The sequence below is a fragment of the Ornithinibacillus sp. FSL M8-0202 genome (genome assembly GCF_037975285.1).
Taxonomy (GTDB): Bacteria; Bacillota; Bacilli; order Bacillales; family Amphibacillaceae; genus Ornithinibacillus; species Ornithinibacillus massiliensis.
Genome location: NZ_CP150248.1, coordinates 2,959,449 through 2,979,098, shown reverse-complemented (window position 1 = coordinate 2,979,098; position 19,650 = coordinate 2,959,449). Strand labels below are relative to the sequence as shown.

The following is a 19,650-nucleotide window of genomic DNA, read 5'->3' as shown; positions in this document are numbered from 1 at the left end:
TCTCCAATCTCTTCATTTTAATTTATGTTATTTTTTTAGAACAACCGAATTATTAGGGCTCCAGCTGACATAGATATTATTAGTATTAGTTAATTCAGCCATATTATCATGGGATTCATTAACCGTCAGATCCTCACCGTTTGGCATGGTTACTACGATTTTCGTCACAGAGCCAACATAGATTTTTTCCTTGAACGTACCTTTTACATTATTCAATCCTTCAATCGGTGTACTGCTAATCTTTAACTTCTCAGGACGTACCGAAATAATAACTTCCTCATCCTTCGTCACATGAGCGGTATTCGGAATTGCAATCGGTTGATTGGCGTATTCCATCTCCGCCATGTCACCATTAATTCCACGAACAGTACCTTCGATAATATTAGTTTGACCAATAAAATCGGCCACAAAACGTGTTTGTGGTCTTTCGTATATTTCATATGGCAGACCAATCTGCTCGATTTTCCCTTTATTCATAACCACGATTCGGTCAGACATGGTTAATGCTTCCTCTTGATCGTGGGTTACATAAATAAACGTAATGTTTAATGTTTGTTGGAGATGCTTTAATTCTAGCTGCATTTGTTTTCGTAGCTTTAAATCTAGCGCTCCAAGCGGTTCATCTAATAAAAGTACCTTTGGATTGTTCACAATTGCCCGTGCAATCGCAATCCGCTGTTGTTGTCCACCACTTAATTGCTTCGGCTTACGATTTCCATATTCCTCCAGTTGGACAAGCTTAAGCGCTTTAGTGACACGCTCTTTAATCTCTTCCTTACCAACCTTTTTCATCTTCAAACCAAATGCTACATTATCAAACACACTCATATGCGGGAAAAGCGAATAGCTTTGGAACACGGTATTAACTTCCCGTTTATAGGGCTCCATTTCATCTACTTGCTTACCATTTAATAGAATCTTACCTGTAGTTGGCTTTTCAAAGCCAGCAATCATTCGAAGTGTAGTCGTCTTACCACATCCAGATGGCCCTAGCAATGTTAGAAATTCCCCAGCTCTAATGTCTAGATTTAGATTATCTACTACATTGGTATCATCAAATTCTTTCGTTACATTTTCCAATTGCACCATTTGAACACCCAACATGCATCCCTCCTTTTTCTATCTGAGGGGGGACAGTCCCCCATAATGCCACGAGACTCTGCCATACTATTTACCTTTTCCCTCTAGCTTATAAGTATACGAAACACTACGATTCTTCACTTTTAAGCATGGTATTTGGGGGAAGACTGACAATCAGTCATAATTTTTGGCATTAAAAATACACCCTTCTCTACCAGGTAAAGGTGTCTACAATTAGACTTTTTCCTTCCCCGTTGGGTGCGTACTGTTTCGGTAAACCTATATAAAATTACTTAATTAATCGACAACATTTCTTCCTAAAAAGTAAGCGTTCTGTCCTTCCCCACTAATGTATGTAACATAGGTAGTGCATATCACTTTTTACAAAAATCTTTCAAAAGTCGATTTATGCTAAAAAAAATATAGCAGTTTTTACTAGGTAATTCAATAGTTTTGCTGTAATTAATTATATTTTTCTTTTTTGGGATTGGGTTGGGATTGGAATGAGGGGGAGGGGATTTGGGTGTGTGGGGAGGGGCCTTTTTGGGGAGTGGATGGGATTAGGGGGCGGGGAGCAGGGGGCTTTTGGGATGGAGATGGGACCTGGGCGTGGGGGGATGCGACTGTTTGGGTTGGAGATGAGCTCGATTTGTGGGGAGATGCGACCGTTTGGAAGTTAGATAGGCCCAATCCGTGTGATGATGCGACCGTTTGGGATGGAGATAGGCCCGACCCGTGGGGAGATGCGACCGTTTGGGATGGAGATAGGCCCGACTAGCGGAATGATGCGACCGTTCGGGAAGGAGATAGGACCAACCCACGGAAAGATGCGACCGTTTGGGAAATAGATATGCCCGGGATGCGGGGGATACAACCAATGGGAAGATTTTATCCATAATAAAGAGGGATTTGCCCGAACTCTGGGTAGCTCCTCCTTCCAATGTGAATGGGAATCAAAAACACGGCAATTCTGAAAGAGGTGTTGAGCTACCACCAAGAAGAAAAATATATAACAGGGGGCACTAGGAGTAGAACTAGCGACAACACTCCCACTTTGTTTGCCCCCAGACAATTACTAAAATAGTCCATTTCTAGAACAACTCCATTTGTTGATTACCTCCTAAATAAGAGTCATCCCCTCCTATTACATATCCTAATGTACGATAGGTCTTCTTTCTTTTCTCATACATTTTCATTAGCATATCACTATATTGGTCGACATAGTCATATACTTTCACTTCATTCTTATTATCATTTAATCGATGAAGTCGACCTATATATTGGTGAAGAGTTCCTTTCCATGAGACAGGGAATGTAAGAAACATTGTATTTAATCGACTAAAATCAAATCCTTCTCCAATATATTTTCCTGTTGCGATAATTAATAATTCTTGATTCTCCGGAATTTCCTCTAGCTGTTTAAGCGCTGATTCTTCTTCCTGTTTGGACATATTTCCCATCAAAATAACTATGTTTTTGGCAAACCCATTAAACATTTGATGCAATACCAAAACATGTTCTCTTCTTTCTGTTAAGATAATCGGTGTAGATCCTTTCCCTAACTCTTGAAGAACATCATTGAATATCATCTTATTTCTCTCTTTATTCAAAATAAGATCTCTATATAGATTCTGAATATTATTTTCCAATTCCTTTTCATTCATTTTATAATTGGTATAACGTGGTATTAATATATGCTTAAAAGGAAGGACTTTTGTTTGTTCTTTAGCACTAACCTTATATCTTATTGGCCCACATTGCATTGACATAAGTGGATGTAGTCCATCTTTTCTAGTCGGTGTAGCCGTCAAACCATAAACATAAGTAGCATTTGCTTCCTTCAAGACACGCTCAAAGTTAAAGGCAGAGATATGATGACATTCATCCACTATAATATGACCATAATCTTTCACTATATCCTTTACCGTTCCATTACGAATAAGACTTTGGATAGTAGCAATATCAATTATTCCGCTAGGTTTATTTTTCCCACCACCAATTTGTCCTATAGATGAATTATCAAGATTAAGAAAAACCGAAAGCCGTTCTTTCCATTGTTCCATTAATTGCTTACGATGTACAATTACTAATGTATTAACTTTTCTTTTAGCAATTATTGAAGCGGCAACTACTGTCTTGCCAAAACCTGTAGTTGCAGATAGTATTCCGTTATTATGTTTTATTAGACTATTCGCTGCTTCTTCTTGTTTATTCATAAGTTTGCCTTTAAAATCTATTTCTATTTTTTCTCCATTATTCGATTGATCCTTCAATTCAATTGAAATTGAATACTCTTCAAAAATACTTTTTACCCCTTCCAGACAACCTCTTGGTAGGATTATGAAATCACCTTTATCTTCATACCCATTGATAAATTTCGGTATTTTACTAGTTGGAAGCCTCTGTGCTTGGGCTTTGTAATATGCTGGATTACGAAAGGAAGCTAACGTTAATAGAGTATTCATTATATCTGTAGGTAATACGACTTTAGGAATATAAATTCCATTTCGAATGATGATTGTAATTTTAGACGGTGGGGATTTTATTTCTTTGTTGTTTACTAATTTAGTAGCTTGTTCTGACATGTGCACTCCACCAATCAATAATTCAACTTCTTTTTTAGTTACTTTTATCACGTTCGATAAAAAATCCCACTGATCAGCATATGCTAGAAAATTGTCATCTACAAATATACTATTTCCTTCTTTCCTTGACTTCCCTTGCAAAGGAAGAGCAATCAAATTCCCTATACCTCCAGCATTTAGTTCATCTTGGCTCGGGAACATTCGATCATAGGAACTAATTGTTTCATAATGGTTTTCTTTTTCCATAGACAATAGAGTCTTCCCTAGTTTTCTGGCTAGTTTTGCAGAAATAGGTTCTTGAAAAAAAATCCATATATGACATCCATTCCCTGATCTTGATATTTCAACATATGCCGGAACATTTAACTTTTTACATGCTTTTAAAAAAACCTTTGCATCCTTCTTCCAAGTACCTTTATCAAAGTCAATCGCTAAAAACCAACAATTATTATCCTCTTGAAGCGGGTATATACCTATCGTCTGTTTACCAATTAAATGATTATAAATTACTTGATTTGTCAAAGGGAGATAACTCTTTGTATCGGCCGATTTATTAATCGCTGGGGAATAACCAGATTTCCCTTCACTGCTTTCCCAACGAAATGCATATATATCATTTCTTCCTTTGAAAAGATCTCTAAAAATCTGGATTCTATACTTAATTTTGATTTCTCTACTATTTAAAGTTTTATTAGGTAGATTTATAGGAATGTTATGATATTGCAAAATTTGCTTCATATATTCATTTTCTTGCTTCAATCGATTGATTTCTCTATGCAAGGACTGAATTTGTTTTTCAAGATTAGTCATAAATTACTCCTCTAATTCTAACTATTTGATATTATTATAATAACCAAAAGGATTATTGTTCAATCTGGTACTAATAATTATACTACAGTTAGGATAGATATTTTGCGGCAAAAAATTAAGAGCAGAAAGTTAAGTACTCCAAAGAATAAACGTATAAACCGTCAAAGTATAAGAAAGGAAAATAGTAAAATAAATAAGAAAGATACTTTTGACAGCGATGTATTTTTCGCATTTATTACAGGATATACTAAGGGAGGAGTACCTTATGGAATTACTTGGGAATAATTGGAAGAAAACGAGGAGCTAAAAGAATTATATAGTCCTAATACTCAAAAGAAATCAAATATAGTTAGCAAGCAAAGCAACACTAGCATTGATTTACCTTTTTAAATGAGGAGCGTTCCGCGCGGAGATGCGACCGTTCGGAAGATAGATAGGCCCGACTAGCGGAAAGATGTGACCGTTTGAGATGGAGATGAGCCCAATACGCGGAATGATGCGACCTTTTGGAAGATAGATAGGCCCATCCCGTGGAATGATGCGACCGTTCGCAAAGTAGATAGGCCCATCCCGCGGGGAGATGCGACCATTTGCGAGTTAGATAGGCCCATCCTGCGGGGAGATGCGACCGTTTGGGAGTTAGATAGGCCCATCCCGTGGAATGATGCGACCGTTCACAAAGTAGATAGGCCCGACCCGCGGAATGATGCGACCGTTCACAAAATAGATAGGCCCATCCCGCGGAATAATGCGACCGTTCGCAAAATAGATAGGCCCATCCCGCGGAATAATGCGACCGTTCGCAAAGTAGATAGGCCCGAGCCACGTGATCACGCGACCGTTCGCAAAATAAATCCCCCCCATCACTTACCCCTTTATCGCACCTTCTGTCATTCCCTTAGCAATCCTTCTCTGGAAAATAGAATAGAGTACAATTACTGGAACTATTGCTATTACGAGACTGGCAAATAGGGTTCCCCATGCGTTGGTGTACTGGGCTTCGTTGCTTATGTAGTCGATTGCTAGGGCTAGTGTGTAATTGGTATTAGTTTGTAAAAAGATTAGTGCCATGAAGTATTCATTCCAGAACTGGATGCAGTTCATAATGGTAACGGTAATAATGCCTGACATCGTAAGTGGTGTAACGATTTTAAATAGGATGCCATAGGGAGAAAGGCCGTCTATCGCGGCAGACTCTTCTAAGGCTTTCGGGATGGTACTCATAAAGCTCGTGAGGACAAAAATGCTAAATGGTAATTGGCTAACGGCATACACGATCGCTAGGCCAAATATATTATCTAAAAGATTTAATTGGGCTAACAGGAAAAATAGCGGTATCCAGCCTAACATCATGGGAATCATCATGGCTGAAATATACACGGTAAATAAGACCCTACTCCCACGAAAATTAATACGTTCTATGGCATAGGCGGTAGGAATTGCTAAGATTAAAGTTAGAGCTGCCCCTATTACGGTAACCAGTAAACTATTCCATACACTCACATCAATATTGTAATTAGTCCATGCTTGCACATAGTTGCTAAAGTTTAACGTTTCTGGCCATCCCCATGGGTTACGATAGATTTCTGCATTGGATTTAAACGAGCCTAAAAACATCCAAAATATTGGATACAAAACAGCAATTGTCCATAGTATAAGTGGAATTCTAATACCTGCCCTACCTAATAATTGCCCTACACTTCGCTTCATTGCTCATCCCTCCTTAACTAATATTCTACTTTTTCCCTGCGCATCAAAAATTGCAATAATAATACGGTAATTAACGATAAAACGAGTATCATGACACCAATCGTTGCTCCGTATCCAAAGTTGTATTGTTTGAATGCTTGTTGATACAAATAAGAGCCCATCACATGGGTCGCATTATTTGGACCTCCACCTGTCATAACTTGTACAAGGATAAAGGAGCCGTTTAAGGTCGTAATCACAATATATAAAATGGAAACTTTGATTTGTGGCCAAACTAGTGGCAAGGTAATTTTCCAAAATTGCTGCCATTCGGTAGCTCCATCAATTTTAGCCGCTTCGTAATAGCTTTTGGAGATATTCGCAATACCCCCCATCAGCATCAGCATGAACAGTCCAATCCCTGCCCACACAGCTGGAAAAACCAAACTCGGTAATGCCCACTTCTCATCCCCTAGCCATGGTCTTGCCCATTTTTCTAGCCCTAAAAACTCTAGTCCGGAATTAACAAGACCTAAACTAGGATTATAAATAAACATCCACAGTATCCCGATTACAACAACAGACATGATATTAGGAAAGAAGAACACAATTCGGTAAAAGGGTGCTTCTTTAATTTTCAATTGTGTTAGTGCTACTGCGAAGAACATGGCCAGGACCATGATTCCGATAATCTTCGTCACGACTAAAAAATAATCATGCATAATTGTATTTGGGATGACAGCATCATGAAATAGCTTTACATAGTTACTGAAACCAATAAATTCCTTATTACTAGACGAGCCCGACCAGTCAAAAAATGAATAATAAAGGCCACTAAATAACGGATATAAGGTGAAAACGGCAAAGAGAATAAAAGTAGGAATTAAACAAAATGCCAAAAACCAATATTTTTGCTTTTTAGACTGTACCATATGATCACTCATTTCCTATCCTATGGACTGCTCCTCTGGCTAGAGAGAAGCAGTCCATCGTAACTTATTCTAATCCTGCACGATATTCGGAAGCGGCTTTTTCTGCTTCTGCCACGAATTCTTCAGCAGTCATATTTCCAAGCATGAGAGATATTAAGGCATTCCCGATAGGTGTTTCTAAATCAGCACTCATTGGATGTGGTTTTTCATAAATTTCTACTACATCGGGGTCATTAATCATTGCATTGGCATCCATTAAGTATTCTGGAACATTCTCATTCTGTGTTAAATCAACACCATTTAAGTTCATGATCGCTCCAGTATGCTCGGAGAAGGAGCTCGCATATTCTCTCGTAAACACAAACGCGACAAACGCTTTCGCAGCTTCTGGATTAGCTGCTTCCTCTGCAATTGCTAATGGACGTAAATCTGGTACAATGGCATATTTTTCACCAGAAGCATTTATTGGGGATGGGATAAAACCAAATTCGAATCCATCAGGAATATCATTTCTCATCTCATTCGGCAACCAGAACCCAACTGGGATAAATGCATTTTCATGTAATAAGAAGTTCATTTGTGACTGAGTATGATTCAATGCACCTAGCCCAGAGTCAAACATCCCTTCTGTCGCCATTTGTTCTACACGTTTCATAATCTCCAATACTTGCTCACTTGACCATGCGCCTTCTTTTCCTGTAATGACATCGGCTAATAATTGCTCACCACCAGCTGCTGCAAAAGCTGGATAAAGCATCCCACGTAGGAAGTAATATGGATGTTGCCCTGAGGTCACAAACGGATCAATGCCCTCTCCAGCCTTTATCTCACTCATGGATTCCATAAATTCATCGAAATTAGCTGGAACGGTATAACCTTTTTCCTCAAATAAGGCTTTATCATACCACGTACCCCAAGTATCAAATACTAGTGGCAAGGAATAAATTTCTCCATCATAGGTAGCAGGCTTCACAATAAAGCTATCCAATAATTTATCGCCACCTTCTAGTTCGATTCCCTCTAGCCATTCAGTCAGATTCATTAGCTGTCCGTCTTCTACCATTTGGGTTTCACTTGAACCGGCACCGTCAATATATACGACATCAGGAGGATTATTGGATACCCATCTGGAGCGCATTTCATCATTAATCGTTGGACCAGCATGTTCGATAACATTGACATCAGGATAGGCATCTTTAAAATCAGAGATGACTTCCTTCCACCAGGAATCGCCATACCCACCGACAAAATATTGAATTTCTAAGTCACCAGCAATTTCACCGCCTTGACCAGTATTCGTACCTTTGTCGCCATCGTTAGAACAAGCGACAATAAACACCCCCATCAAAACACATTGCAACAGGACTAACCAAGAACGACTTCGCAATTTCATACATTGCCCCCCCCCTATTATGCATTCTTGTAAAAGTTCGGGCAGTGTGGTAAACGCATACAATTCGCCCTACTTTTCTTATCAATATATGTACAACTTTTAAATAAATGCTAGAAAAAATCTTGTACCTATGCCTTATAGTTCTTTTAAAGCCTTTTTGGAATATAGTTTTAAAAAAAGAATTAAGGAGGGATTAAATGGCTGGTAAGTATATTGAGGTAGATTCAGGTGTTGAGCTTTTTGTGGAAGATGTTGGTGAAGGGGAACCTATCGTGTTTATTCCAGGATTTACTTTCACTACAGAAGTGTTTGAAAAGCAAGTAGCCTACTTTTCCAATCATCATCGTGTTATTGTGATGGATCCAAGGAGTCATGGAAAATCAACCATAACCGTACATGGAAATGATTATGTAACACACGGGACAGATTTACGGAAAGTAATGGAGCACCTACAATTACATCATGTAACCTTAGTCGGGTGGTCGTTTGGTTGTTTAACCGTATGGGAGTATATGAAGCAATATGGGGCAGAAGGAATAAAGTCTCTCGTATTAATCGATATGCCACCAAAATCATTGTCTATCGATACGGAAGATTGGGTAGAAGGAGCACTGGATGATATGGCAGCTATATATAATCATTCATTACGTACACCAAAAGGGCAGCGAGATTTTATCACCGCCTATATTACTGGGGTCATGATTCAGCGGGAGCTTAAAGACGATGAATTAACCTGGCTAGTCGAGCAATCAATGAAAACACCTTACTACATAGCTGGGAATCTATTTGCATCGGGAATGTTCTCCAACTATCTAGCGGAAGCATCACTTGCTAGTAAATCGTTACCTACTTTAACAGTCATTGCCGAGCATTGGTCTGATACTGCAACAAACTTCATGAAAAAACATGTACCACAAACACAACTAGAGGTATTAGGTGGACATATGATGTTCTGGGAGTATCATGAAAAATTCAATACAATACTAGATGAATTTATCCGATAGAATTAGGTGCCATTTCTCAAGTGTAAGAAATGGCACCTAAACTCATTTATTCCTAACCTCTTCTAGCAACTGAATAATCTCCTGATTCTGTTTCACTTGCACGTCACTATTTACTTTCATCTGGTACAACCAAATTAATACGAAAACCGCAAGTGCAATAGGGATCAATGCAAAGATTAAAGATAAAAAACCACCAAAAATGCCTATCGCTTCCACCATTTCCATTTTTCACTCCTTCTATTAAATGTTCCTACTTCATTCTACCATGAACTAAATTGAAAATTCTTTTTGTTAAAACAGTTCATCTAATAGACAACTTAATCTCCTAAGGCTTCTCTAATTTTTCTTCTAATACTTCCCTATGTTTATAGGCTAACTCCAGTAATCCAAATTCATTTCGCTCGATTAACGGCAACAACCGATTTACTTCTTTCCATGCCAGTTCATATAGAGCCTTACTAATCACGCCATTTGCCAATGCTTCATCCAATTCATCCTCATCTAATACGATCACTTGACCAGTTGGTAAAATCACGATATCTAGGAACAAATCATCCATCCATGGAACACCATTTTCCAATCCAGTTGCTACGCAAATATCGATGTACCATTGGACAATTTCGCCCGCTGAATTAAATGTCGTTGTAACGGTATGATGCTGATCCTCGGGAAATTGAAATAGCCATTGATACCCATCATCAACAATACATCTTTCCCCTTCTCCATAGCGAATAATTAATGGTTCACTAACCTTAATCACATCGAGTAATGTCATATATCCAGTAAATCGCTCATTTTCTACATATTGTTGGGCATACCTACGCTCGATAATCCGAGTCCAATCAGAGCGATCCCCATATCGTCGTTTCAGCATCCTACTACTCCCTCTCTATGAAAAATAACTACGAATGATATTATGTAATCTTGGGCGTAAGCGAAGAATGGCTGGTTTCCTACCAAAATGCACTCGATTGGTTAATAGGATGACAGATAGATCTACCGCCGGGTCAAACCAGATACTAGTACCAGTAAACCCAGTATGGCCAAAGGAAGCATCAGAGAAATAATCACCACAAGGTGCATAGGTTGGACCTTTTAACATCCAGCCCAAACCACGATATTCTTCATCAAAGGCTGTATAATTTTTCCGTGATAACTGTATAGCTGTCTCAGAGAGCAATTGCTTACCATTAAATACACCATTATTTTCTATCATTTGTGCAAATTTAACTAAATCACCCACTGGCGCGAATAATCCCGCATGACCACTAACTCCGCCCATATATTCGGTGTTATCATCATGTACAACACCAGATTTATACGCTTTTAACGTCTCAGTATATTCCGTAACTGCATACCTTTCTTCACTAAAACTTGGATTAAATCCTGTTTCATCCATTCCTAATGGCGCAAATATTTCACGCCCTACAAAGGTTTCAAATAACTCACCGGTTACTTTCTCCATCACCTGATATAACATAATTAATCCAAGGTCGCTGTAGACAACCTTTTCCCCTGTTGGATAGACTAAAGGTTGTTGGTAAATACGCTCGATTACTTGTTCTTTGCCGAGCTTCTCTTTGAAGTATTCCACATGTGCTGGTAGACCAGAAGTGTGCGTGAGTAAATGACGTAATGTTATATGCTCCTTCCCTTCGTTAGCAAAATCAGGTAAGAAAAAGGACACTCGGTCATCCAGTCTAATTTCCCCGTCGTCCATTAGTTTCAGAATACCTGGTAAAGTGGCTACAACTTTGGTTAGAGAGGCAAGGTCAAATACCGTATCTAGTTGCATAGGCGCTTTTTCTGGATAGACAGCACGGTTACCTACCGCCTCCTGCATGATGACCTTTCCCTTATAGGAAACATGAATGACCGCACCTGGTATATGCTGTAATTCCATTTCCTTTTGCAAAAAATCTAGTACTTTAGCACGCATAATCAAATCTCCTTTTTATAGGATTGATAGCTTTTCCATACGTCAAACCCGAGCTTTCGGTAGAAATCGACCAATCCAGTCCAATCAATAATCATTTGGTTAACCCCTCTAGCCCGTAGAAACGCAATCCCCGCTTGAACAACTGCTATACCATAGCCACTTTTTCTTTTCTTGGCATCGACTCCAAGGGGACCAATCCCTCCGACTTTCCCTGGAAATAGTGGTGCCCAATTTATATTCCCCATTATAATAGGTGACTCAGCATCATTAATTCGGCAAAATCCGATGATCTGGCCATTTTCCTTTTCCACAACAAACTCACGACCTGTTCCACCTTTTTGGAAATAGTGAATTGCCTCATGTTCCCATCTGCCAGGAAAACAATGGTGTAGAAATTGAAGAAAATTTTCTTTTTCCGCTTCTTGCAAAATACTAAATTCTACATTTGGAATAGCTGGCATATGTACCGTTTCGGAATCGGTAAAAGATTTACTTAAGTCTACTTCTGTTCCTTGATGCTGATACCCTCTTTTTTCAAACCAATCCACTGTTTCTGCTAGTTCACTAGGTATGCCGGGAAAGTAATGATACATATCTCGTCCTAGCAAAATTTCCTTTAGACCTTTTTGTTTGAAATGAGCTTCCGCATGATTTAGTAGCTGTGTCCCAATTCCGCGATTTCGATAGGCAGAATCAACGATGATGGCTTGAATCCAGCCCAGATCATCACGCATGCTTACTTCTGTTTTCTCTTTCATATACTTCACTACCATAAACCCAATTACTCGATCTGCCTCATCCACAACAACTATAGAGCCCTCATAGGAAACGTTGACATCTAGGAAGCTATTTTGTCTAAATAATTCTGTACGCATCGGATAATAATCTCCGAGTTCTTGGTTCCATAATGCTACTAATTGATCCAATCTTGCTTCATCCCAAGGAAGATAGTTCATATCATGACCTCCTAAATTAGAAAAGCGTAGAGCGTTCGTTTTGCGAGATAAGGACTAGACGTAAACCAGAAGCATGGTAATCCTTCATGCAGAGGTGGGGTGTCTAGCTAGTATCTCGACTTTCGAAGCTGAAGCGCTTTAGAAAAACTCTGCATTCGCTCTCCTTAAGCGAATGTGGTAGCTTTCTTATGCAGGGGGGAAGAGTCCTCTACTCTCCTATCTGCAAAAATAAGCCAACCCATTTGGAGTCAGCTTATTTATCCTACCTTTTCTTACTGTTTGCTGTAATAAAATCAATTGCATCTCTCGTGACATCAATATAGTTTACCGTTTCCTCATATTTCAAGGTCGCTACCCGCATGAATAAAATATCAATTACTTGCAATTGACCAATTCGTGACGATGTGGCACCACTACGGAAGGTTGGCTCTCTTGTTGCTGATGTATACAGTCTAATATCAGCTTGTTCGGTGACCTTTGAGCTTCCATATCTCGTAATACTGATCGTCTTCATCTTCTTCTGTTTAGCAAGCTCTAATACTTTAGCCACTTCCTGGGTTTCACCAGAGAAGGAGATTCCAACCACTACTTCATCCTCATTTCCATTGGCTACAAGTGTTGCTGCCATATGGGTATCGGAAAAGGCATGAACGGTTTTATTGATCCTGAGGAACTTCTGCTCGGCATCCTTGGCAATGATTCCAGATGCTCCAACACCAACAAAGTGAATTTTCTTGGCATTCAACAATAACTGTACCGCCTTCTCCACTTCATCAATACGTAGCAGCTCTGCTGTTTCCTTAATTGTTTGGATACTATTAATTGTCATTTTATCAATAATAGATTGTAGGCTTTCATTTGGCTTAATATCTCGAAAGCCTTCATCCGTTGTTTTTTGCAAATCCCCTGCAATTCGAAACTTCAAGTCTTGAAATCCTTTTAAGTCTAACGATTTACAGAGCCGAATGACAGCAGCTCCACTTGTATTACTTCGTTTACCTAATTCCTGCGCTGTCAAATTGATCGCCTCTTCAGGGTGTCCAATAATATAGCTAGCTATCTTTTTTTCCGAGGGAGGTAACATCGGCAACATTTCCGTTAGCATCGTTAAACCTCCAGTCATATATGACATGCGATCAACTCTCTTTCTTTATATGTCTTTCTTCATCACATGGAACTTACGTGTAATGTTAAAGCCTGTTTTTAAATATAAATATCCTGCAGAGCTTTTCTCCCCAGTCCAAAGGAACCAGGCATGATGAAGCCCTTCTGCTTTCATTTGAAATAAGCATTCATGAAGCAATAGCTTTCCTAGTCCTTTTCCTTGCATAGAAGGGTCTACACCGAATGGTCCGAACCGTTCTGGTATTCCTTCATATCCCCCATATAAACAAAAGCCTACCAATTGATCATGGTATCGCGCAATTAATATACGCTCTAGTGGCAAAACTTCTTTCAATCCTTCACGGATAGCCCTTCCCCAGTCTGGATTAAACACTTGATTTGCCAACTGAATGACTTCATACACATCATTATCCTGTGCAGTGGAAATCGTAAAGCCTTCCGCTTCTCGTTCTCGTTTCAATTGTTTGATGTCATCTGACAATTGAAAATCTAACAAATTACGGTCCATCGCCACTGGAGAATAAAGTGTTTGGTAACCATGCTTTTGTAAAAATGCATAGCCTCCTGGATAGGTTTCCTCATCTAATCCGGGCAAAATATAGTTTGGAGCATACGATGCAAAGAAAATGCTTTTGCGATTATTCGTCTGAAAGAATTCCTCCACTTGTTTCATTAGCTCCGACCCAATTCCTTGCTGCTCGTAATCCGGGTCTACAAAGAAAAAGGTAATCCAGCCATTTTCCTCCTCCAGTTCTGTACCAATCATAGGAAGCAATCTTCTTAATCCGTAAATACAACCAACTAACGTTTCTCCATCAAATGCTAACCGTAGACCATTCGGGTCAAAGTTCGCATCGAGTAAAATAAGATGACGGAATCGTTTCGGGGTAATAGGATCTTTTCCTAGACTATTATTCCATATATGTACGATTTGTACCTCATCACCAGATTGATAGCTACGATAGGTTATCAATTATGCTCCTCCTTTGGTTGCTGCAATGTCAATCGCCTTTCGAACAAATCCATTAGCCTGTTGTATCGCTCTCTTTGCCTCGTCTAACGTTGTATTTGCCTTGATCATCACAATAGCAGGCTTCACTTCATTATTCGATTGTGTCAATGTTTCCTTGGCCTTTTCATAGGAGGTACCTGTAATCGTTGAAACGATGTTAATCGCACGTTCTCTTAATTTCTGATTACTTACCTTCACATCAACCATGAGATTTTCATAAACCTTACCAATTTTAATCATGGTGGTTGTCGTAAGCATATTCAAGATTAACTTATGTGCGGAAGCCGCCTTCATCCTAGTTGAACCTGTAATAACCTCAGGACCGGTCTCTACTTCTATTTTCACATCTGCAAATTGACTGATGACAGCCTGCTTATTACTTGTTAAGCTAACGGTTGCTGCACCGATCTTCTGTGCATATTTCAAAGCACCAGCAACATATGGCGTACGGCCACTAGCAGCAATTCCGACAACGATATCAAGCTCCGTTAGCTCGCGTTCTGCTAGGTCATTGGCACCCAGTTCTTCACTATCCTCAGCACCTTCAACTGCTTTTTCAATCGCCTTTGGTCCCCCAGCGATCACGGCTTGAACTAGCTCTGGAGGTGTACTATAGGTAGGTGGACATTCGACTGCATCTAATATTCCCAACCTACCACTTGTACCCGCTCCTACATAAAACAATCTTCCACCATTTTTTAATGCTTGATAGATTCTATCCACTGCCATCTCTATGTCGGGTAGTACTTGTTGAACCGCCAGAGCTACCTTCATATCTTCCTTATTAATGACCGACAGAATCTCCGATGTAGACATAGTATCAATCGTCATCGAATTCTCATTTCTCATTTCAGTAACCAAAGCTGATAATTTATTCATTCGCATACCATCCTATTACGTTTCATTTTAATTTCCGTAGCATTGGTTCCTAGATTAAGGGATTAGTGATACCGAATATAAACCATCACCAAACTAACCAGTACCCTAGGCTAAACCAAGTCTACTACTCCTTCACTCCACCCAAAGTCAATCCTTTTACAAAGTGACGTTGGAAGATAAGAAATACGATGATCATTGGTATTGCTGCTATGGCCGCACCACTCATCAGTAGCTTGAAGTCTGCTAAGTTTGCATCCTGTAATGTTTTCAACCCTACTGGTAATGTGTAGAGTTTAGCGCTGTTTAATACGATAATTGGCCATAGGAATGAGTTCCAAACGTTCATAAATGTAAAGATGCCAAGTGCTGCTAGTCCTGGCCTTGCTAGTGGTAATACAATTTTCCAATACGTTCTCCATTCACTCGCCCCATCAATTTTGGCTGCTTCGATCAGCTCATCTGGAATTGAGAGCATAAATTGCCGCATAAGAAATACACCAAATACCATGGATAAGTCCGGTAAAATTAGCGCCCAATGGGTATCCATTAGTCCGAGATCACGTACCATAATAAACATTGGTACTAAGGTTACCTGTGATGGAATCATCATCGTGGATATGATAAGCCAAAATATGAGATTTCGCCCAGGAAACCTCTTCTTGGCGAGCACATAGCCGGCCATAGAGTCCAATAAGAGAATCCCGATCGTAACCACGATGCCAATATATAAACTATTGAAGAACCACCATCCCATTTGATTTTTACTAAATAAGTTAGTAAAGCCAGAAAAAGTATCACGGATAATATGGGACATAATATCACGGTGGTATGCTTCTTTTTCCGCATCTCCAGATTTTTTAGCTTCTCTAGCCTTTCCCCAGTGCTCGAAGTATTCCGGTATACCAACAGGATACATCTTCGGTGGGTTTGCATTGACGTACGATGTTGGACGGTCTAGCCCTTCATCCTGATAGCTTTTAAGCTGTAACGATGTACTAAATACCCAATACAACGGTAAAAGGGAAATAACTGCTGCTACAGATAACAAAACATAGACTATCAATTTATTGAGTGTAAATCGCTTCTTCAAGTATTTCCCCTCCTAACTTTTCCGATTTAAGACTTTGTATTGCAGTACAGAGATGATAAAAATAATAAAGAATAGCACGACTGATTGTGCCGCAGCCAATCCAAATTCAAAGTCTCTAAAACCAGTTTTATAGATTAAGTGCACTAATGTTTCTGTGGCATACCCTGGTCCGCCACCGGTCATGAGGATAATCTGGGTAAATACCTGGAAAGATCCAATCGTACTTAAAAGGGTTAAGTATACGGTCGACGGTGTTAGCATTGGAATGGTAATCTTGATCCATTTCTGAAATGCATTGGCACCATCTATTGTCGCAGCTTCGTATAACGAGTCTGAAATGGAGCTCATCGAAGCCATATATAGAATAATTCCAACTCCAAAAGGAATTAACATTTGCATAATTATGATTGCCCATAATGCGGAATTGGTTTGTCCTAACCAGTTAATCGGTTCCATACCAAACCATCCTATTACATGATTAAATAGTCCAAATTCATAGTTATACATCCACCGCCATACCATTGCGATAATTACCATCGACGTAACAGTTGGTAAATAAAATGCTGCACGGAAGAAATTCTGTGCAAATTTGCCTAACGAATGTATTAAAGTTGCAGCAATTAAAGCTGTTATGACGTTGAAAGGCACGGTGACGACGGTATAAATAGTTGTATTAAGTAATGCCTGCTTAAATGCATCACTTTCAAATACTTTTTTATAATTATCTAACCAGACCAAATTATTAGCATCCATTATGCGATATTCTTGAAATGATAAAACAAATGCCCAAACTACGGGTATGGCAATAAACAATGTAAATAAAATCAATTTCGGGAGTAAAAAGAGATAGGCTGCATAGTTTTTACGCATCAATTTACCTGTTCTTTTTATACTCTTACCAGCATTTTTAAAACGTCCTGATAATTCCAAAATTCTCCCTCCCTGCTGTCTCCTGGAATATGTAGCAAAATCGCCTCAAGCATTCTTTTAGGCTCCTGCTATTACAAGCTGAATGTTAATGATTACCTTTTTTTCACTATTCTTAGTAAATAACGATGATCCGTTAATTAACATAAAAAGAGCGCAGTTGCTTTATCTGTTACCTTTTGCTGTTTCATTCTCTTAAAAAGGGCTCTGACACGCTCTCTCTGTTACCTTTTCTTGCTCCATTCCCTTAAAAAGGTTACAGACACGCTCTCTCTGTTACCTTTTTCTGCTCCATTCCTTCAAAAAGGGCTCTGACACACTCTCTCTGTTACCTTTTCCTGCTCCTTTCCCTCAAAAAGGGCTCTGACACGTTCTCTCTGTTACCTTTTTTTGCTCCATTCCCTTAAAAAGGTTACGGACACGCTCTCTCTGTTACCTTTTTCTGCTCCATTCCTTCAAAAAGGGCTCTGACACGCTCTCTCTGTTACCTTTTCCTGCTTCTTTCTCTTTAAAAGGGCTTCGACACGCTCTCTCTGTTACCTTTACCTACTTCATTCCTTTAAAAAGGGCTTTGACACGCTCCCTCTGTTACCTTTTCCTGCTTCTTTCTCTTAAAAAGGTTACAGACACGCTCTCTCTGTTACCTTTTCTTGCTCCATTCTCTTAAAAAGGGCTTCGATACGCTCTCTCTGTTACCTTTTCCTGCTTCTTTCTCTTTAAAAGGGCTTCGACACGCTCTCTCTGTTACCTTTCCCTTTCGCACCCCCTCAAAAAGAGCTCACTCCATCAAATTAACTTTCCAATCTACTGAATAAAATCCGGTAGACTTCGAAAGCTTAAATCTCCAAAGTCTACCAGATTATCAATTATTCACCTAACAATGCTTCAACTTCTGGTTTGGCTGTTGCCATCGCTTCTTCAGCTGTTTTCTCTCCGTTAAATACGAGCTGTAATTCACGTTGGATGATTTCATCGATTTTCTTCCATTCTGGATGACGTGGAGGCATCACCACTTGGGAAGACATTTCTTGTGCGCGAGCCATTTGCTCATTGTCTTCAAATGGATTCATTTCTGCTGCACTAATACGAGCAGGGAAAATACCATATGATTTAGACATTAAATATTGCTCATCTGTAGTAGAGATAAACTTCATGAACTCTCCTACGACTTTTTTCTTCTCTTCACTCTCTTGCTTAAACATAGTCCAGCCGCCAACACCACCGATTGTGATCGGTTCACCTGTCGTACCAGTTGGGTAGTTCGCTACCATAAAGTCAGTTGGGTATGTTGTTTGAGCAGATGTAATAGCCCAAGTCGCCCAAGGTTGCATTGCTACGGTACGTTGTTCTTCACTTGCCCAAGCTTGGAAGGTGCCACCTACATCAGACCCCCCCATGGATACAGGTGCTGCTTCATTTACTAGCTTTAAATCAGCAAGCTGTTGAATTGCTTCAATTGCTTCAGGTGAGTCAAATGCGAATTCCGATAAGTCATCACTTAGAGGCTGACCACCATTAATGTAGAAGAATGGCCAAGCTTCATAATAACCAGGAAGGATATAAGTAGAGAAACCATAAACATCAATAGTTCCATCTCCATCACGGTCAAAGGTTAATTTTTCGGCTGCATCCACGAACTCTTCCCAAGTCCATTCACCGTTTTCAGGTGCTTCAACACCCGCTTCTTCAAATAATTCTAAGTTAAGCAGCATAGAGTGAACCGTTAATGAATTCGGTATGCCATACATTTTCCCATCGAATGTATACGCCTCTAATGCATTTTCATAGAAATCACTTTTCTCTTCTTCTGTAAATAAATCATCTAACGATTCAATGACACCTTGTTCAATATGATCAATACTTACAGCACTACCACTAATATCAACTGGTGCAATATCCGGCCAAGATTGGCCCGCAATATTAACGCCTAGCTTATCAGGCATTTCAGCCCAAGGTACTTGAATAAGCTCAATTTTCACTCCTGGATTTGCATCTTCAAATTCTTTAATTTTTCCTTCTAACCAGAAGTATTGATTACCCTTACCTTCTTCACCTGATGTATCCCCTTCTTCTGCCCAACGAGGACCATCCCAAATTGTGATTGTTCCAGTCCAGTTACCATCTTCATCTGTATCTCCGTCTGAGTTGTTACCACATGCACTTAGCACTAGTACAAACGCTAATGCTAGTAACATTAATGAAAATAACTTCATTCTACCTTTCATGGTT

The 19,650-nt window shown here is 39.5% G+C and carries 16 protein-coding genes; 1 reads left to right on the top strand and 15 read right to left on the bottom strand.

All coding sequences use genetic code 11. From position 1 onward, the window contains the following. Positions 1-27 precede the first annotated feature (27 nt). The 5 genes from MKY78_RS15010 to MKY78_RS14990 all read right to left on the bottom strand — a co-directional run bounded on the left by MKY78_RS15010 (position 28) and on the right by MKY78_RS14990 (position 8,489). Positions 28-1,104: an ABC transporter ATP-binding protein gene (locus tag MKY78_RS15010; RefSeq protein ID WP_339213803.1), complete on the bottom strand. Its 1,077-nt coding sequence runs from the start codon at positions 1,102-1,104 to the stop codon at positions 28-30. A gap of 1,067 nt (positions 1,105-2,171) precedes the next feature. Further along, the gene (locus MKY78_RS15005) at positions 2,172-4,475 is read right to left on the bottom strand and encodes a DEAD/DEAH box helicase family protein (protein ID WP_339213802.1); all 2,304 of its coding nucleotides are present in this window, start codon (positions 4,473-4,475) and stop codon (positions 2,172-2,174) included. An 867-nt stretch (positions 4,476-5,342) separates the two neighbouring features. Then, complete coding sequence (locus MKY78_RS15000) at positions 5,343-6,185, bottom strand: carbohydrate ABC transporter permease (protein ID WP_339213801.1); 843 nt, start codon at positions 6,183-6,185, stop codon at positions 5,343-5,345. Positions 6,186-6,202: 17 nt separating this feature from the next. Continuing rightward, complete coding sequence (locus MKY78_RS14995) at positions 6,203-7,096, bottom strand: sugar ABC transporter permease (RefSeq protein ID WP_339217926.1); 894 nt, start codon at positions 7,094-7,096, stop codon at positions 6,203-6,205. 64 nt (positions 7,097-7,160) lie between these two features. After that, entirely contained in the window at positions 7,161-8,489 is a 1,329-nt protein-coding gene (locus tag MKY78_RS14990; protein ID WP_339213800.1) for an ABC transporter substrate-binding protein, read from the bottom strand. Between the two features lie 197 nt (positions 8,490-8,686). On the opposite strand from MKY78_RS14990, the gene MKY78_RS14985 reads away from it, so the two are divergent. Further along, entirely contained in the window at positions 8,687-9,493 is an 807-nt protein-coding gene (locus tag MKY78_RS14985) for an alpha/beta hydrolase (protein WP_339213798.1), read from the top strand. Between the two features lie 42 nt (positions 9,494-9,535). On the opposite strand, the gene MKY78_RS14980 is transcribed toward MKY78_RS14985, so the two are convergent. The 10 genes from MKY78_RS14980 to MKY78_RS14935 form a co-directional block, all read right to left on the bottom strand. Next, positions 9,536-9,718, bottom strand: a complete 183-nt coding sequence (locus MKY78_RS14980) for a hypothetical protein (RefSeq protein WP_339213797.1) — start codon at positions 9,716-9,718, stop codon at positions 9,536-9,538. 100 nt (positions 9,719-9,818) lie between these two features. Continuing rightward, positions 9,819-10,367: a DUF402 domain-containing protein gene (locus tag MKY78_RS14975; protein WP_339213795.1), complete on the bottom strand. Its 549-nt coding sequence runs from the start codon at positions 10,365-10,367 to the stop codon at positions 9,819-9,821. Between the two features lie 15 nt (positions 10,368-10,382). Then, a complete protein-coding gene (locus MKY78_RS14970; protein WP_339213793.1) occupies positions 10,383-11,432 on the bottom strand; it encodes a serine hydrolase domain-containing protein in 1,050 nt (349 codons plus the stop codon). Between the two features lie 2 nt (positions 11,433-11,434). Continuing rightward, entirely contained in the window at positions 11,435-12,388 is a 954-nt protein-coding gene (locus MKY78_RS14965) for a GNAT family N-acetyltransferase (protein WP_339213791.1), read from the bottom strand. Between the two features lie 262 nt (positions 12,389-12,650). Next, the gene (locus MKY78_RS14960) at positions 12,651-13,493 is read right to left on the bottom strand and encodes a MurR/RpiR family transcriptional regulator (protein ID WP_339213789.1); all 843 of its coding nucleotides are present in this window, start codon (positions 13,491-13,493) and stop codon (positions 12,651-12,653) included. 45 nt (positions 13,494-13,538) lie between these two features. Further along, positions 13,539-14,486 (bottom strand): GNAT family N-acetyltransferase, encoded by a 948-nt coding sequence (locus tag MKY78_RS14955; protein WP_339213787.1) that lies wholly within the window; start codon positions 14,484-14,486, stop codon positions 13,539-13,541. Further along, positions 14,487-15,404: an N-acetylmuramic acid 6-phosphate etherase gene (gene murQ / locus MKY78_RS14950; RefSeq protein ID WP_339213785.1), complete on the bottom strand. Its 918-nt coding sequence runs from the start codon at positions 15,402-15,404 to the stop codon at positions 14,487-14,489. A 124-nt stretch (positions 15,405-15,528) separates the two neighbouring features. Next, entirely contained in the window at positions 15,529-16,494 is a 966-nt protein-coding gene (locus MKY78_RS14945; RefSeq protein ID WP_339213783.1) for a carbohydrate ABC transporter permease, read from the bottom strand. 12 nt (positions 16,495-16,506) lie between these two features. Beyond that, complete coding sequence (locus MKY78_RS14940; protein ID WP_339213781.1) at positions 16,507-17,424, bottom strand: sugar ABC transporter permease; 918 nt, start codon at positions 17,422-17,424, stop codon at positions 16,507-16,509. 863 nt (positions 17,425-18,287) lie between these two features. After that, complete coding sequence (locus MKY78_RS14935; protein WP_339213779.1) at positions 18,288-19,646, bottom strand: extracellular solute-binding protein; 1,359 nt, start codon at positions 19,644-19,646, stop codon at positions 18,288-18,290. Positions 19,647-19,650: the final 4 nt, after the last annotated feature.

What these genes read in the sequence shown, in the direction of transcription:
- MKY78_RS15010 (WP_339213803.1), bottom strand. Translation starts at nt 1,104, where the DNA reads ATGTTGGGTGTTCAAATGGTGCAATTGGAAAATGTAACGAAAGAATTT.
- MKY78_RS15005 (WP_339213802.1), bottom strand. Translation starts at nt 4,475, where the DNA reads ATGACTAATCTTGAAAAACAAATTCAGTCCTTGCATAGAGAAATCAAT.
- MKY78_RS15000 (WP_339213801.1), bottom strand. Translation starts at nt 6,185, where the DNA reads ATGAAGCGAAGTGTAGGGCAATTATTAGGTAGGGCAGGTATTAGAATT.
- MKY78_RS14995 (WP_339217926.1), bottom strand. Translation starts at nt 7,096, where the DNA reads ATGGTACAGTCTAAAAAGCAAAAATATTGGTTTTTGGCATTTTGTTTA.
- MKY78_RS14990 (WP_339213800.1), bottom strand. Translation starts at nt 8,489, where the DNA reads ATGAAATTGCGAAGTCGTTCTTGGTTAGTCCTGTTGCAATGTGTTTTG.
- MKY78_RS14985 (WP_339213798.1), top strand. Translation starts at nt 8,687, where the DNA reads ATGGCTGGTAAGTATATTGAGGTAGATTCAGGTGTTGAGCTTTTTGTG.
- MKY78_RS14980 (WP_339213797.1), bottom strand. Translation starts at nt 9,718, where the DNA reads ATGGAAATGGTGGAAGCGATAGGCATTTTTGGTGGTTTTTTATCTTTA.
- MKY78_RS14975 (WP_339213795.1), bottom strand. Translation starts at nt 10,367, where the DNA reads ATGCTGAAACGACGATATGGGGATCGCTCTGATTGGACTCGGATTATC.
- MKY78_RS14970 (WP_339213793.1), bottom strand. Translation starts at nt 11,432, where the DNA reads ATGCGTGCTAAAGTACTAGATTTTTTGCAAAAGGAAATGGAATTACAG.
- MKY78_RS14965 (WP_339213791.1), bottom strand. Translation starts at nt 12,388, where the DNA reads ATGAACTATCTTCCTTGGGATGAAGCAAGATTGGATCAATTAGTAGCA.
- MKY78_RS14960 (WP_339213789.1), bottom strand. Translation starts at nt 13,493, where the DNA reads ATGCTAACGGAAATGTTGCCGATGTTACCTCCCTCGGAAAAAAAGATA.
- murQ (WP_339213785.1), bottom strand. Translation starts at nt 15,404, where the DNA reads ATGAATAAATTATCAGCTTTGGTTACTGAAATGAGAAATGAGAATTCG.
- MKY78_RS14935 (WP_339213779.1), bottom strand. Translation starts at nt 19,646, where the DNA reads ATGAAAGGTAGAATGAAGTTATTTTCATTAATGTTACTAGCATTAGCG.